Below are 15,613 nucleotides of genomic sequence, written 5' to 3' on the forward strand. Positions count from 1 at the left end.
TCAGGTCAGCCTCCATGTCTCCACTCCTCAAACGAATACACAGCGAAGAAGCACTCCCCGCCAAGGCGGACGTCGTGGTCATCGGCGGCGGCATCATTGGCGCAACCGCGGCTTTCTTTCTGGCGGAGCGGGGACTCTCGGTCGCTCTGGTCGAAAAAGGCCATGTCGGCTGCGAGCAGTCGAGCCGCAACTGGGGTTGGTGCCGCCAGCAGAACCGGGATGAGCGGGAGTTGCCGCTCTCGGGTGTGGCGCTGCGGCTCTGGGGTGAGTTTGAATCCAAAATTGGCGAGGACGTCGGTTTCCGTCGATGCGGTTTGCTCTACGCTACCGACAATCCGCGGCAATTGGCGGAATGGGAGGCATGGCGTGAGACGGCCCGCCAGTTCAACGTCAATACGAAGATGCTTGGTGCCGCAGAAGCGGCTGCCACAATCCCGGCAAATGGTCGCCGATGGCTCGGCGGGGTCCATTCCATTGACGATGGCAAGGGCGAGCCCGCCATCGCCGCGCCGACCATCGCTGAGGGCGCTCGCAAACTTGGAGCGACGGTCCATCAAGAGTGCGCAGCGCGGGGTCTTGATCTGGCGAATGGAGCAGTAGCCGGGGTGATCACAGAAAAGGGGCTGATCCGGACCCAAGCCGTTCTCTGCGCCGGCGGTGCCTGGACGTCCATGTTCTGTCGCCAGCACGGGGTTCTGTTCCCGCAGGCGAGCGTGCGCCAGACAGCGGTTCGTACGCGGCCCACAGCGAATGTGGGCGAGGCGATCTATACGCCGGACTGCGCGCTGACTCGCCGGTTGGATGGCAGCTACACGCTTGCGATCAGCGGCAGGGCGATGCTCGACATCACCCCACAAGGCATTCGCTACGCCCGCTGGTTCATGCCGATGTTCATGAAGCGTCTGAAAGCTGTGCAGTTCGGCATCGGCAAATCCTTCCTCCAGGGTCCGGAAGCATTCGGAAGCTTGAGCAAGAGTAAACCATCGGCCTTCGAGCGGATGCGCGTTCTTGACCCGCCACCGAGCCGCCGCACGATTGCGGCTGTTTTGAAACGGGTCACCGAGCAGTTTCCTGCATTGGCGGGAGTCGAACTCGCCGACAGCTGGGGAGCCTGTCGCGCCTCCTTGACGGTTCGAAGGTCAAAGTCGGCGCAATCTGATCGTGAGGCCAAATCCGGAGAAGGCTGTGCGGTGCCTGGGGAAAGCTAGCGCAATGGATTACGACGTAATCGTCATCGGCGGTGGGCTGTTAGGCGTATCGATAGCCTGGGGCCTGTCGAGATGCAGACAAAGGGTCGCAATTGTCGACGAAGGCGACTTGGCAAACAGGGCCGCCCGGGCAAATTTCGGTCTCGTCTGGAGCTCAAGCAAGGGTCTCGGCAATGCCGCCTATTCGCGGTGGTCGCGAACCTCGACGGCGAACTGGCATCGGCTGGCAGCCGAGCTCAAGGCAGAAACCGGCATCGACACCGGTTTTGTCCAATCGGGCGGCTTCTCAATTCGACTCACGCCAACGGAACTGGAGCGCGGCGTCGCATCCATGACGAAGCTCGCCAGCCAGCCGGGAATGGAGGCGGAAGGCACTCCGCCGCTCGAATATGAGATACTCGATCAGGCGGAGACACGCCGCCGCTTGCCACTGGTGGGGGAGACAGTGGCAGGCGCGATTTTCAGTCCTCTCGATGGACACGTCAACCCGCTGCGGCTGTTCCCGGCCTTTCACAAGGCGCTTCAGCAGCGTGGTGTTCATTATCTGCCGCATCGGAAGACGACGGCAATCCGCCATCGGGCCGGCGCGTTCGAATTGACTGGGGATGGGTGGAGGCTGACTTCCGGCAAGATTGTGCTTGCGGCCGGCATCGGCAACACCGCCCTCGCGCCGATGGTTGGGCTGAACGTTCCGCTCTCGCCCAGCCGCGGCCAAATTATCGTCACCGAGCGGCTGAAGCCCTTCCTCAGCCATGCCACCGGCTACCTGCGGCAGACAGACGAGGGCTCAGTGCTGATCGGCGAGAGCAAGGAAGCGACGATCGATCACCAGCGGCCGCGCGGGCCGATTACCGCGGTCCTGGCGGAACGCGCTCTACGCACCTTCCCACTGCTCAAGGACGTCCAGGCGGTGCGGATCTGGGCCGCGTTCCGCGTGATGACGCCGGACGGCTATCCCATTTACGAGCAATCGGAAAGGTTTCCGGGTGCGTTCGCATTCTCCTGCCATTCCGGCGTAACCCTGGCGGCGAACCATGCGCTGATTCTGCCGCGGCAAATTTCGGCCGGCGAGCTCTGCGCAGATCTCTCCGCATTTCATTCCCGGAGGTTCAGTGTTCCGGCGGCTGTCTGACAGAAACGAGAGTTGGATTTCATTCACATTCGATGGCGTGCCGATGACGGCCCGCCAGGGCGACAGCGTTGCTGCCGCGTTATTGGCCGCTGGACATTGCTCCACGCGGCAGACCCCGGTAACCGGCGCCGCCCGCGGTCCCTATCGCATGATGGGTGTGTGCTTTGAGTGCCTAGTCAGAATTGATGGCCGTTCAAATCGGCAGGCTTGCATGATCGCTGTCACCAACGGGATGCTTGTCGAAACACAGGATGGCGCAGCTGGAGCGGAAGAATGATGCAAAACATTCACAACGCGGCCGATCTCGCCCCTCACTACGACGTTGTTATCGTTGGTGCGGGACCAGCCGGGCTCTCGGCAGCCATCGAAGCGTCGAACCACGGCCTCGTCGTACTGTTGGCCGATGAAAACCAGTCCCCCGGTGGACAAATTTATCGGTCAGTCGAGCATGCATCAGATGCCGATCTCGGCCGCATGGGGCCGGACTACGCTAACGGTCGGACGCTCCTCGAACGATTCCGGCGAGCGAAGGTGAGCTATGCCTCCCGCGCGACGGTGTGGAGCGTCGGGCCCGCTGACGAGGAAACCGGCGACGGAGTGCATCCGCTCGAACTCGGCATCTCACTCGGCGGCATAGCTCGGCCGATCGCTGCCCATCGGGTGATCCTCGCAACAGGCGCGCTCGAGCGTCCGTTCCCGATCCCTGGGTGGACCATGCCAGGGGTCATGACGGCGGGGGCGGCGCAGATCCTGATGAAGTCGTCGGGCCTCGTGCCCTCTGGACGAACCATCCTCGCTGGGGCGGGGCCGCTGCTGCACTTGCTGGCAAGCCAACTTCTCCGGGCAGGCGTGTCCGTGATAGCGGTCGTCGACACCACGCCGGTCGAGAACCGGCGCTTGGCAATGCCTCACGTGCTTGGCTTTGCCGCATCGTCCTATGCCCTCAAGGGCCTGAAGCTCCTCTTGGTTCACCGTCGAGCCCGTGCCATCCGCGGGGCGACCGCTCTCGAGGCGGTTGGTTCCGGACAATTCAGCACCTTGCGGCTTCATCGTGGCAACAAGTCCCTGCACATCGAAGGCGACCTGCTCCTTCTGCACCAGGGGATCGTGCCCAACCTCAATCTCACACTGGCAGCCGGTTGCGACTACGTCTGGGACGAGCGCCTGGCAGCCTTCCGCACGGCCGTCGACATTTGCGGCGCAAGTTCGGTTCCGGGGGTTTCGATCGCCGGCGATGCGGCGGGAATTGTCGGGGCGGCTGCCTCGGCTCACCAAGGAGAGCTGGCGGGCCTGACTGCGGCGCTCGATCTCAATCGAATTGGCCAGGGTGTCTACGAACAGCGCCGCAACGAACTGGCGCGAAAGCTCGCGCGAGCCCTCAAAGGCAGGAGTTTCATCGAGCACCGGTTCCGGCCTGACAAAACCTTTCGTGTGCCGGAGGACGACGTCATCGTCTGCCGCTGCGAGGAGATTACGGCTGGCAAGCTGCGTGAAGTTGCGGCGCTCGGCGTATCAGGCCCTAACCAGATGAAGGCGTTCACCCGATGCGGAATGGGACCATGCCAGGGCCGGTTATGCGGCCTGACCGCGGCTGAGCTGCTGGCGCAATGCCGTGGCGTAGCGCCCGGCGAGCTCGGTTACTTTCGGCTGCGCCCACCCATCAAACCGGTGACGCTGGGCGAACTTGCCGCCTTGCCGCACACGGAGGCCGCCATCGTCGCTGTCGCCGGATGGGTGGAACGCGCCGCCGAGGAGCGCAGGACATCGTAAATGGGAGTCGCCAATGAAACATGCCCACAGCTTTTATATCGACGGGAAGTGGGTCGAGCCGTCCGTATCGAAAACACTTGAGGTCATCGATCCCTCGACGGAGCAGCCGATCGGTACGATCGCACTCGGCAGTGCCGCCGACGCGGAAAAGGCGGTCGCGGCTGCGCGGCGAGCCTTTGCCTCCTTCTCGCAGACGTCCAATGGCGAGCGCATCGAACTGCTGAAGCGCATTGTAACGATTCTGAAGCGCCGCAACGATGAGCTCGGCGATGTCATCTCACGGGAAATGGGCGCGCCGCTCACCATGGCCCGGGCTGATCAGGCAGGCATCGGCGCTGTCCATTTCGAGCAGGCGATCAAGGCCATCGAGACTTTTGCCTTCGACTACATGCAGGGGACCACGCGCATCCTGCGCGAGCCAGTCGGTGTGGTTGCGATGATCACGCCGTGGAACTGGCCGATCAATCAGATCGCCTGCAAGGTCGCTCCGGCGCTCGCCACGGGATGCACCATGGTCCTGAAGCCTTCGGAGATCGCTCCCTTCAACGCCGTCATCTTCGCCGAGATCATGGATGAGGCCGGCGTGCCGAAGGGAGTCTTCAACCTCGTCCAGGGCGACGGGCCTAGCGTAGGTGCGGTACTGGCCAGCCACCCGGATGTGGACATGGTGTCCTTCACCGGGTCGACCCGCGCCGGCATTGCCGTGGCGCAGGCGGCCGCACCGACCGTCAAGCGGGTGCATCAGGAGCTTGGCGGCAAGTCGCCGAACATCATCCTGCGCAGCGCCGACTTCTCAGCCGCGGTCGCCGCCGGCGTACGCCGGTGCTTCGGCAACTCCGGCCAGACCTGTACCGCGCCAACGCGGATGCTGGTGCCAGCGGAGCGAGTGGACGAAGCAAGCGTGATCGCTGAAAGGGAAGCGGCTGCGCTCGTTGTCGGTCCGCCTTCGGATCCGCGCACCAACCTCGGACCAGTCGCAAGCGTTGCGCAGTTCAACAAGATCCAGGGCTTGATCGAACGCGGCATCGCGGAAGGAGCGGACCTCGTCGCGGGTGGCCCTGGCCGCCCGTCGCATCTCAACGCAGGTTACTACGTGCGCCCGACCGTGTTTGCTGGCGTCACCAATCAGATGACAATTGCGCGGGAGGAGATCTTCGGCCCGGTATTGTCGATCATCGGCTATGACAGCGAAGAGGAAGCGGTCGCGATCGCCAACGACACGCCCTATGGCCTGGCAGCCTACATTCAGGGCGATCCGAAGGAGGCGCGTGCGCTCGCAGGCAGGCTGCGCGCCGGAACCGTTCGCCTCAACGCCTCCGCCTGGGACGCAGCCGCCCCTTTCGGCGGCTACAAACAATCCGGCAACGGCCGGGAGTACGGCAAGTTCGGACTGCACGAGTTTACCGAAATCAAGAGCATCGTCGGCTTCTTGGAAGAGTGAAAGTTCAAACTTCGGTATGTCCGTTCAGGATGTCTCCGCAGGGCGCTCTAGTAACAGTCGGTTGGCGGCGGCAGCGTGCCCTTGGTGAGAACGCGCGGCCCTGACGACAGTCACAACGCGGTATTTGGCTATGCTTCCGTCAGCCAGCAGAGCCGGTTCAGGCTTCTGAAGTCGCCTCATCTGGAATTCTCAGCTGCGCCTTTATTCTAGTGGGCGCACCTGAGTTCTGCTGTCACTCGTAAACACAAACGTAGATTTTGCGTGCGGTCTCGATCGTACGCCAAACCCCGACGAACCCAGGCTTCATGACGAAGCTGTCACCCGCACGATAGGTTTTCGTCTCACCGCCCCTCTCCTCGGCGTTGCCGAATAAGGCCTTGCTTCAGTCGTAAATTTCGGAATCTCTCCACGACCCAGCCACACCTGCCGAGTGTTGCGACAGCTGTCACCGAGGAGGCCAAGTGCGGATCATACATGCCGGCGCAATGCGCGCTCTCTAATGCGGAAACAAAGTGGTCAGCGGCATGTGGGCTTTGGTGATCGGCGATTTCAGGACGACGAAGCTGAAATATTTGTCGATGCCGACGTCCATATCGGTGAGCCGCTCCATGATCGTCTGGTATTCGTCGATTCCGGCCGTGACGAATTTCAAGAGATAATCATAGCCGCCCGAAACCAGATGGCATTCGATCACCTGGTCGACCTTCTCGATTGCCGCGAGGAAACGGGCGAAGTCGATCTGCCGATGGTTTTTCAGGGTGATCTCGGTGAACACGGTCAGCGTCTGCCCGAGTTTGCTGACATTGATCTGGGCCGAATAGCCTTCGATGTAGCCTTCGGATTGCAGCTTCTTCACGCGCATCAGGCACGGGCTCGGCGACAGATTGACCAGCTCGGCGAGTTCTACATTGGTGACGCGGCCATTCTTCTGCAGTTCGTAGAGGATTTTTATGTCGATCCGGTCGAGTTTCATCACGCGCCTTCGTCTGCTTGAGGTCGCCAACGACGCAGCAGATTATGCTGCGACTTTCCAACGTCGAGCTTAACACATAGCAGGGCGGTGTCGATCAGGTTGAGGCACATGACGAAGCAGAAATGGCTGCCGGACTCCCCACAGGACAGAATCTTCTGCTGTCGCCGGCCGATCTCCGGCAAAGGCGAAACGTCGGATCCGCTAGACTAGGGCATGTCGCGCAAAAAATGCAGCGGTTTTGCGATAACGACATGCAAGAACAAAAAGCTAAAGCGCGGGCGACGCGCTTCAGGATCGAAACGGAGACCATGCCATGCCCGCACCGCTCACGCGCGTCGACACCACACAGGAGCTGCCTGCTGCCGCCGATGCGGTGGTGATCGGCGGCGGCATTGTCGGCGTTTTCGCCGCCTATTATCTCGCCCGGCGCGGATTGAAAGTCGCCCTCGTCGAAAAGGGGCTTGTCGGCGCGGAGCAATCGAGCCGCAACTGGGGCTGGTGCCGCCAGCAGAACCGCGACGCCCGTGAATTGCCGATGTCGACGAAGAGCCTCGATTTGTGGGAGCGCTTCGCGGCCGAAACCGGCGAGGACACCGGCTTCCGCCGCTGCGGTCTCTTCTATCTCAGCAACAGCGACGAGGAGCTTTCCGGCTGGGCCTGCTGGGGCGAATTCGCCCGGTCGGTCGGCGTCACGACGCATATGCTGAGCAGCGCGGAGGCAACCGAACGCGGGCGTGCGACCGGCGCCGTGTGGAAAGGCGGGGTATTTTCACCGACCGACGGCACCGCCGATCCGGCAAATGCGGCGCCGGCCGTCGCGCGTGCAATCGTCAAGCTCGGCGGCACGGTGCATCAGTCTTGTGCGGCCCGCGGCGTTGACATCGAAGGCGGCAGGCTTGCGGGCGTCGTTACCGAGCATGGCACGATCCGGACAAAGGTCGCGATCCTCGCCGGTGGCGCCTGGGCTTCCTCCTTCTGCCGCCAGCTTGGCATTCGTTTCCCACAAGCCTCGATCCGCTCGTCGATCCTTTCTGTGTCACCAGGTGCGAGCGGCCTGCCGGATGCGCTGCATACATCGGCGGTTTCCGTGACGCGTCGCGGCGATGGCGGTTACACTTTGGCGATCAGCGGCCGCGGCCGCGTCGATCCCACTGCACAGCAGTTCCGTTTCGCGCCCCAATTCCTGCCGATGTTCGCCCGGCGCTGGCGCAGCCTCGCGCCAGGCGGATTGGAGGGAATTCGTTCCGGCCATGAATCCCTGGCGCGCTGGCGGCTCGACGGCCAGACGCCGATGGAGCGCATGCGCATCCTCGACCCGGCGGTCGATGCGGCCACCATTGCCCTGACACATGCGCGGGCGCTCGAGCTTCTGCCTGCCTTGAGGGATAGCGGCATCAGTGCAGCCTGGGCGGGCTATATCGACAGCACGCCCGACGGCGTGCCTGGGATCGGTGAGATCGCCACCCTCCCCGGCTTCATCCTCGCTGCGGGCTTCAGCGGACATGGTTTCGGCATCGGACCCGGCGCCGGTCATCTGATTGCCGACATCGTCACCGACGATGAGCCCATCGTCGATCCGCGGCCCTACCATCCCAGCCGCTTCGCGGCGTCCGCCTGGGGCAAAGTCGCCGATTTCTAAAGAGGCGCGCCCCAGGGGAAAGACATAGACGCCGTTTAGGAGGCTAGGGCGATCCGCTGGCTGGCGGCCGTTGACGCCCTGCGGCCGTCAGCGGTCTGAAAGCGGGAGATGCGCTCGTTCAGCAGTTCCACCTGCTGCCGCAACCGGTGAATTTCGGCGGTGTTTTCCTCGACCATGGCGGCATTATGCTGGGTGATATGCTCGATGTCACGAACGGCGTTGTTGACCTCGTCGATCCCCTTGTACTGGGTGCTCGTGGCCGTCGAAATGACCTGCACCAGCCCGTTGATCGAGGTGAAGTGCTCCATGATCGCCGCCAGCGCCTCGCCGGTCTCCTCGACGAGCTTGACGCCCGCGCCGACCTGCGATGCGCTGTTGGAGATAAGACCCTTGATCTCGCGCGCAGCGGTGGCGCAACGCTGTGCGAGCTCGCGCACCTCTTGTGCGACAACGGCAAAGCCCCTGCCCGCCTCTCCAGCCCGCGCCGCCTCGACACCGGCATTGAGTGCGAGAAGATTGGTCTGGAAGGCGATCTCGTCAATTACACCGATGATGCTGGAGACCTTGTCCGACGACCGGTTGATGGCATCCATGGCGTCGACCGCCTTGGCGACGACGGCCGCGGAATGCTCCGCCTGCCGATGCGCCTCAGCGACGGAAACCGATGTCTGGCGCGCATTTTCCGCCGTCGTACGGACGCTGGCGGTCAGCTCGCCAAGCACGCGTGAGCTGTCTTCGAGAGCGGCTGCCTGCTGTTCCGTGCGCCGCGCCAGATCGTCGGCCGCACCCGAAAGATTGGTGCTCCCCTCGGCGATTTCATAGGTGGTGTTGCGGACCTCGGCGAGTGTGCGGCGCAGCGCATCGATCGCCTGGTTGTAGGTCCTGGCCATCGCGACATAATCGGCGGCCAGCTCCTCGCTCATCACAGCAGCGAGGTTGCCGTCGGCGAGTTTGCCGAGCATGTCAGAGAGAGCGTCCAGAGCCTCACTCTGCTCGGCTTCGATGCGTGCCTGCTCGGCTGCGCGGCGGGCCTGCTCCTGTTCTTCCCTCGCCCTGTTCGTTTCAGCGACCTCTTCGAGCCTCGTCTTTTCGAGTGCCTGGTCACGGAAGACCGTCACGGAGCGGATCATATCGCCGATTTCATCGCCGCGCTTGCCATCGCCGATCGGTACATTGAGATCGCCGGCAGCAAGTCTGGTCATCGTCTGGGTGATCCGCTTCAGCGGTCCGCGCAGCGTCTCGATCAGCATCAGTCCGCCGATGATGGCAAGCACCGTGCCGGCAATCATGGCCGAGAGCGACATCGTGGCCGAGCGCTGGCTGATTTCCTTGCCGCTCTCCTGCGCCGTGCTGACGAATTGTTCGAGCGTGTGACTTGCGGCCGCCACCAGCTCGGTCGCCGCCTGCTTATTGCCCTGCCACTGATCCGCGATCGATATCAGTGCCGAGGTCCCCTTTTCGATCAAGGCAAGGGAAGGCTCGATCTTCTTGGCAAGATCCTTCAAAGCGGCGTTCTTGCCGCTCAAGGGCTCGAGCTTTGCAGCGCTTTCGCGCAAGGCTTTCAGATCGACCAGAACCGCATCGCGTGACTCGGCGTCGACGCGCCTGTTCAGTTCGCTCAGGTGCAGTCGCAGATCGTCGATCGATTTGAAAGCAGCATTGACGATCGCCACCATCGAGCGAAGCGTTGCTATGCTCACATCCATGCCGGCAAACCGCTCGATCGCTGTATCGGCATTGCCGGAAGCAAGTTTTGCAAACTGCTCCTCGAAACGCTGCAGATCCTGGTCGACGGGAGTATAGCCTTGGAGCGACAGGTTGGCGCTGTCTTTCGCCATCGCGGCAAGCTTGTCCAGAACCGGCTTCAGCGAAGCGATCTGGCTTTTCGCCTTATCGGAGCCAAGCGCCTCGCTCTCGCCGACTTCCTTGACGAGCGGCGGCAGAAGGCTGCCGATAGCCTGGGCCAGCTTCTGAGGGTCGGCTGCGCCTGCGGTCGCCTTGCGCAATTTCGCAATCCGGCCCGCGAGATTTTTGTAGACCGAGGCGTCGAGAAGCAGTGCCCGGACGAAGGCCTCCTTGCCATCGGCCTGGTCCTGAAGAACATCGAGCTGCTTGCGAGCGGTCTGGCTTTCCTTGAAAAGTTGCGCCACCGCCCCATCGATCGTAAGTTCGGTATTGGCACGCTCCTGCGCCACCGCCCAGAGCGCGTCGGCGCCGCCTTGCATCTTGGCGCCGAGTTGACGCACGGCGGAAATCTGCTGTTTCTGGGCGGGATCGATCAACATGGCATCGAGCGTCGCCGCACCCTTCTGCTGATCGCCGATGCTGGCGACCAGCCGATCGCGCCTCGCCGGTGTCGGAAGATCGGTAAAGGCGGTGAGCGACGAGCGCAGCTGCTGGAAACTGGAAAGCGTATCGATCGTCTGCCGGGTCAGAGTCATTTGGCCATTCAGCGTACCAGCCGTGAAATAACCGAACAGGCCGATGCCCGCGATGAGGATGACGAGAGGCACCACAAAGAAGAGGACCTTCGTCACGATCCGCATACGCTGCAACAGACGATCAATCAACGACATGAAATGGTGGCCCCCGCTCAGGAAATTCGGCTCTTCACTCCGGCGCCCACCACGCAACAGCACGCTTGCGTGCAAATTGACCATTGTCCTCAATTGGCGGTGGCCGCGCCCGAGGCCATCAGGATAGGCATAACTCTTAAAAAAATAGTCAATCGTGTCGAGTTTCGTCGGAGCACAGATGGTGGGACCAGGGCGTGTTTTCTGCGCCCTCGTCGGTCTCAGTCAGCCGATCGCCATAAGGCTGGCATTGCCGCCGGCAGCGGCGGTGTTGATCGAGGTGGAGACCTCTTCCAGCAGCCAGTTCAGGCAATAGGCCTCGGGATCGCTGGCAAGTTCTTCGCTCGAGGCGGCCTGAACCAGGAGAAGCGGACCCGGCAAACCCGCAATCCTTTTGTTGACCGCGTGCACCCTGTCGCGATCCCCCTCGACGAGCGCGCCCGAGAAAGGTCCGTCTTTTTCCCAGTCCGAGGTCCAGGAAATCCGGCTGGCGACCGCCGCCGGAAGATCCGCGAGCACCGATTTCGAGATGGAACCGGCATCCACCGCGACATGATTGCCCGTTGCAAGGGCTGCGGCGATCTGGCGATAGAGCCCGCTCTCCGTCTGCGGCACGAGCAGAATGCGGCCGCGCGGATGCAGCGCGTAAAGATTGCGCTCGCCGACCGGGCCGGTGAGCTCGCGTTCGAGCCCAAGCGCCGAGCGGCCGGCATAACCGCGCGCCGCCTCCCCTTCACCCGACAGGCCCTTCTTGTCGAGCCAGACGATGTAGTCGCGCAGGGCAAGGTCCGTATGAACCGAATCCTGCTGCGGCGGCACCGGGGCGCGCTGCACCAGGCGGCCGATATAGAGCGGACCGCCTGCCTTCGGACCTGTTCCCGACAGGCCGCGGCCGCCGAAAGGCTGGACGCCGACGACGGCGCCGATGATATTGCGGTTGACATAGAGGTTGCCGGCCTTGATGCGGCTCGTCACATGCGCGATGGTTTCGTCAAGCCGCGTGTGAAGCCCGAATGTGAGGCCGTAGCCCGAGGCATTGATGTCGTCGATCAGGCGGTCGAGACCGTTTCTCTTGAAGCGGTAGACATGCAGGACCGGTCCGAAGACCTCCTTGGTCAGATCCGACAGCGACTTGATCTCGATGATCGTCGGCGGAACGAAGGTGCCCGCCGCAGCACTTGCGGGCAGCTTCAACTGCTCCACTTTGCAGCCTGCGCCGCGCATCTGCTCGATATGCTGATCGATCTCCGACTTCGCGCCATCATTGATGACGGGCCCGACATCGACGCTCAGGCGATCGGTACGGCCGACCGTCAGCTCGCGGAAGGCGCCCTTCAGCATGGCAATCGTCCTGTCGGCGATATCGTCCTGAAGGCACAGAACCCGAAGCGCCGAGCACCGCTGGCCGGCGCTGTCGAAAGCAGACGCAATAACGTCGGCCACCACCTGTTCGGCCAATGCCGAGGAGTCGACGATCATGCCGTTCTGACCACCGGTTTCGGCGATCAGCGGGATCGGCTTGCCGGTCGAAGACAACCGCTCGGCGAGCTGCGCCTGGATCATCCGGGCGACTTCGGTCGAGCCGGTAAACATGACCCCGGCTGTTTCGGAAGCTCCGACCATGCCGGCGCCGAGCCGACCGCTGCCGGGCACGAACTGCAGGGCGCCCACAGGCACGCCCGCCTCATGAAGGATCTTCACGCTCTCCGAGGCGATGATTGGCGTCACGCCGGCAGGTTTCGCCAGCACCGGGTTACCTGCAACCAGCGCAGCGGCCACCTGTCCGGTGAAGATCGCCAGCGGGAAATTCCACGGGCTGATGCAGACGATCGGGCCGAGCGGCAGATGCGACGGCCCGAGGGTCTTGCGCGCCTGTTCGGCGTAATAGCGCAGGAAGTCGATCGCCTCACGCACTTCGCCGACGGCGTTGGCCGCCGATTTGCCGGCCTCGCGCATGACGATGCCCATCAGGGTTTTGATGCGGGCCTGCATGATGTCGGCCGCCCGCTCCAGGCAGGCCGCCCGCTCGGCCGGCGGCACGGCCGCCCATTGCGGTGCATAGTCGGCCGCCATCGCAACGATACGGGCCGCCTCCTCGACCTTCAACTCGGTGACCGTGCCGACGACGTCGCGATGATCGGCAGGATTGAGAACATCGCGGGTTACGCCGTCGGTGGAACCGTCGGCGAGGATCGGCAGCGCATGCCACGGGCTTGCGGCCGTGGCGGCGAGCGCCTGCGCCAGATCCGTCAGCGTCGCCTCGTTCGAGAGATCGAGCCCGTCCGAATTGGCGCGGGCATGGCCGTAGAGCGCCTTCGGCGCAGCAATCTGCACATGAGGAGCGCCGACGACAGGCATAGCCGCAACGGTCTCGGCGGGATCAGCGATCAGCGCCTCGACCGAAACGTTCGGATCGGAGATGCGGTGCACGAAGGAGGAGTTGGCGCCGTTCTCGAGGAGGCGGCGCACCAGATAGGCGAGCAGCGTCTCATGGGTTCCGACAGGCGCATAGATGCGGCAGGGCCGGTCGAGCTTTTCCTTGCCGACGACCTCGTCATAGAGCGGTTCGCCCATGCCGTGCAGGCACTGGAACTCGTATTTGCCGACCGCGAAATCGGGACCGGCCAGATGATAGATCGTCGCCAGCGTCTGCGCATTGTGGGTGGCGAATTGCGGGAAGACGGCATCGGGCGCACCGAGCAGCTTGCGCGCGCAGGCGATATAGGCGACGTCGGTGTAGATCTTGCGGGTATAGACGGGATAGTCATCGAGGCCATCCAGCTGGGCGCGCTTGATTTCCGCATCCCAATAGGCGCCCTTGACGAGACGAACCATCATCCGGCGCCCAGACCGGCCGGCGAGATCGATAATGTAATCGAGCACAAAGGGGCAGCGCTTGCCATAGGCCTGCACGACGAAACCGAGCCCGTTCCATCCGGCAAGCTCCGGCGCGAAGCAGAGTTCCTCGAGCAGGTCGAGCGAAAGCTCCAGTCGGTCGGCCTCCTCGGCGTCGATATTGAGGCCGATATCATAGGTCTTGGCGAGAACGGCGAGCGCCTTGACCTTGGGCAACAATTCTCCCATCACGCGACCGGCCTGCGCCCTGACATAGCGGGGGTGCAACGCCGAAAGCTTGATCGAAATGCCAGGGCCGTCATAGATGCCGCGTCCGTTCGAGGCCTTGCCGATGGCGTGGATCGCCTTTTCATAATCCTTGAAATAACGCTCGGCGTCGGCGGCCGTCGTCGCGGCCTCGCCCAGCATGTCGTAGGAATAGCGGAAGCCGCGCGCTTCGAGCGGCCGGGCGCGCTTCAGCGCCTCCTCGATCGTCTCGCCGGTGACGAACTGCTCGCCCATCATGCGCATCGCCATGTCGACGCCGCGACGGATGACCGGTTCGCCGGCCCGCGCGATCAGCCGCGTCAGCGCTGCCGACAGGCTGCGGGCGTTGACCGTCGATGTCAGCTTGCCGGTGACGACGAGACCCCAGGTGGCGGCGTTGACGAACATCGATTTGCCGCCGCCGATATGCGAGGTCCAGTTGCCCTCGGCGATCTTGTCGCGGATCAGCGCGTCGCGGGTGTCGGTATCGGGAATGCGCAACAGCGCTTCGGCAAGGCACATGAGCGCCACGCCTTCCTGGCTGGAAAGCGAATATTCCTGCACCAGCCCTTCGACGCCGGTGCCCTTGTGCTTGGCGCGCAAGGCTTCAATCAGCGTGCGGGCCGTGTTGCGGATGTCATAACGCTTCGCTTCGGAAACCCGCGCGGCAGCGACGAGCGGCGGCAGGCATTCGGTTTCCGGACGGCGGTATGCCGCCGTGATCGCCTGGCGAAGTTCCGATTGCGGCCGGATCGGCGGGGCAAAGGCGGCGAACGGCGCGCCGCCGGCGGGTTCTTTGGAGGATGCGGGGTCGATCGCTGCGTTCAACATGGGAGATCCTGATCAGTGAATGTTGCGTCTAACGGATAAATGGAACACCGGGCTCATCATCCCAGGTGGCATCGTCCGTGAAAATCGGGCCGGAATATTCCGTCTCGCGAAGCGGACGTGCATTGCGCTTGTCGCGCTTGAGGGTGAATGCGGCCGCGACCGCTCTTATTGCCACCGGCCGGTAGTGAGCGAGCAGATCCGGTTCTTGATCGCCATCCGCTTTTCTCTCATGCATCCGTGATCTCCCCTTTGCGCGTCGCAGCCATCGATCCCGGCAATGCGCCAAGCGGCCGCGCCCTTCCTCCCATTGCCGATGCATAATCTACCACAGTCGCAAATCGCGATCTTACTTGATTTCAACGGTTTTTCAGCTGTATGAACTTATAACTCGTGCAACGAGAGTTCAAATGGCCACAGAAACCGAGGTCTTTAGTGAATTGGACCAGTTCGACAGAAAGATCCTCGCGGCACTCGCCGAGGATGGCAGGCTGTCGATCACCGATCTCGCCGCCCGTGTCGGGCTTTCGAAGACACCGTGCCAGATCCGCTTCAAGCGGCTGATTGCCGACGGCTATATCGAAGGCTTCAAGGCCGTGCTCAATCCGTCGAAAATGCAGCTCGACCACATCGCCTTCGTCGAGGTGAAGCTCTCCGACACCCGCGAGGATGCGCTGAGAAGCTTCAACGAAGCCATCAAGAAGATCCGGGAAGTCGAAGAGTGCCATATGATCGCCGGCCGGTTCGATTATCTCCTCAAGATCCGCACCCGCGACATCGGCCGCTACCGCCGCGTCCTCGGCGAGCGCATCTCGACTTTGCCCCACGTTGCCAACACCTCGACCAATGTGGCGATGGAGACGATCAAGGAAGGCTGGGGCAAGTTCGGGTCGAGCCTTTCGTGAAGGAAGACGGCTGCCGACAGTCCTGCTCAGCCGAAATTCAGC

Annotated in this window: 10 protein-coding genes and 2 pseudogenes; 7 read left to right on the forward strand and 5 right to left on the reverse strand. The window is 62.9% G+C overall.

The genetic code is table 11. The features are described from left to right. Positions 1 to 14 precede the first annotated feature (14 nt). The 5 genes and pseudogenes from PYR71_RS25490 to PYR71_RS25510 form a co-directional block, all read left to right on the forward strand. Positions 15 to 1,112 (forward strand): annotated as a pseudogene (locus PYR71_RS25490) (NAD(P)/FAD-dependent oxidoreductase); the annotation flags it as partial. A gap of 100 nt (positions 1,113 to 1,212) precedes the next feature. Then, a complete protein-coding gene (locus PYR71_RS25495) occupies positions 1,213 to 2,340 on the forward strand; it encodes an NAD(P)/FAD-dependent oxidoreductase (RefSeq protein WP_275621356.1) in 1,128 nt (375 codons plus the stop codon). Beyond that, positions 2,321 to 2,617 carry a (2Fe-2S)-binding protein gene (locus tag PYR71_RS25500; RefSeq protein ID WP_275621357.1) on the forward strand — a complete coding sequence of 99 codons (297 nt, stop codon included), beginning with the start codon at positions 2,321 to 2,323 and terminating at the stop codon, positions 2,615 to 2,617. The genes PYR71_RS25495 and PYR71_RS25500 overlap by 20 nt, the downstream gene beginning before the upstream one ends. Continuing rightward, entirely contained in the window at positions 2,614 to 4,110 is a 1,497-nt protein-coding gene (locus tag PYR71_RS25505; RefSeq protein WP_275621358.1) for an NAD(P)/FAD-dependent oxidoreductase, read from the forward strand. Before PYR71_RS25500 ends, PYR71_RS25505 begins: the two co-directional genes overlap by 4 nt. 13 nt (positions 4,111 to 4,123) lie before the next feature. Then, the gene (locus PYR71_RS25510) at positions 4,124 to 5,551 is read left to right on the forward strand and encodes an aldehyde dehydrogenase family protein (protein WP_275621359.1); all 1,428 of its coding nucleotides are present in this window, start codon (positions 4,124 to 4,126) and stop codon (positions 5,549 to 5,551) included. Positions 5,552 to 5,783: 232 nt separating this feature from the next. Here PYR71_RS25510 and PYR71_RS25515 read toward each other — a convergent pair. Beyond that, positions 5,784 to 5,909 (reverse strand): annotated as a pseudogene (locus tag PYR71_RS25515) (cupin domain-containing protein); the annotation flags it as partial. Between the two features lie 138 nt (positions 5,910 to 6,047). Next, the gene (locus tag PYR71_RS25520) at positions 6,048 to 6,524 is read right to left on the reverse strand and encodes an Lrp/AsnC family transcriptional regulator (protein ID WP_275621360.1); all 477 of its coding nucleotides are present in this window, start codon (positions 6,522 to 6,524) and stop codon (positions 6,048 to 6,050) included. A gap of 313 nt (positions 6,525 to 6,837) precedes the next feature. On the opposite strand from PYR71_RS25520, the gene PYR71_RS25525 reads away from it, so the two are divergent. Further along, positions 6,838 to 8,163 (forward strand): NAD(P)/FAD-dependent oxidoreductase, encoded by a 1,326-nt coding sequence (locus PYR71_RS25525; RefSeq protein WP_275621361.1) that lies wholly within the window; start codon positions 6,838 to 6,840, stop codon positions 8,161 to 8,163. A gap of 35 nt (positions 8,164 to 8,198) precedes the next feature. Here PYR71_RS25525 and PYR71_RS25530 read toward each other — a convergent pair whose 3' ends face one another. From PYR71_RS25530 to PYR71_RS25540, 3 genes are all read right to left on the reverse strand, one after another. Next, positions 8,199 to 10,739: a HAMP domain-containing methyl-accepting chemotaxis protein gene (locus PYR71_RS25530; protein ID WP_275621362.1), complete on the reverse strand. Its 2,541-nt coding sequence runs from the start codon at positions 10,737 to 10,739 to the stop codon at positions 8,199 to 8,201. 222 nt (positions 10,740 to 10,961) lie between these two features. Continuing rightward, positions 10,962 to 14,669, reverse strand: a complete 3,708-nt coding sequence (putA, locus tag PYR71_RS25535; protein ID WP_275621363.1) for a trifunctional transcriptional regulator/proline dehydrogenase/L-glutamate gamma-semialdehyde dehydrogenase — start codon at positions 14,667 to 14,669, stop codon at positions 10,962 to 10,964. Positions 14,670 to 14,697: 28 nt separating this feature from the next. Then, positions 14,698 to 14,904, reverse strand: coding sequence for a hypothetical protein (locus tag PYR71_RS25540; protein ID WP_183934804.1), 207 nt, complete (start codon positions 14,902 to 14,904; stop codon positions 14,698 to 14,700). Positions 14,905 to 15,076: 172 nt separating this feature from the next. Between PYR71_RS25540 and PYR71_RS25545 the strand changes: the two genes are divergently transcribed. Then, positions 15,077 to 15,571, forward strand: a complete 495-nt coding sequence (locus tag PYR71_RS25545; RefSeq protein ID WP_275621364.1) for an Lrp/AsnC family transcriptional regulator — start codon at positions 15,077 to 15,079, stop codon at positions 15,569 to 15,571. The last annotated feature ends 42 nt before the right edge of the window (positions 15,572 to 15,613 follow it).

This window comes from Rhizobium mulingense, assembly GCF_029194105.1.
Classification (GTDB): domain Bacteria; phylum Pseudomonadota; class Alphaproteobacteria; order Rhizobiales; family Rhizobiaceae; genus Rhizobium; species Rhizobium mulingense.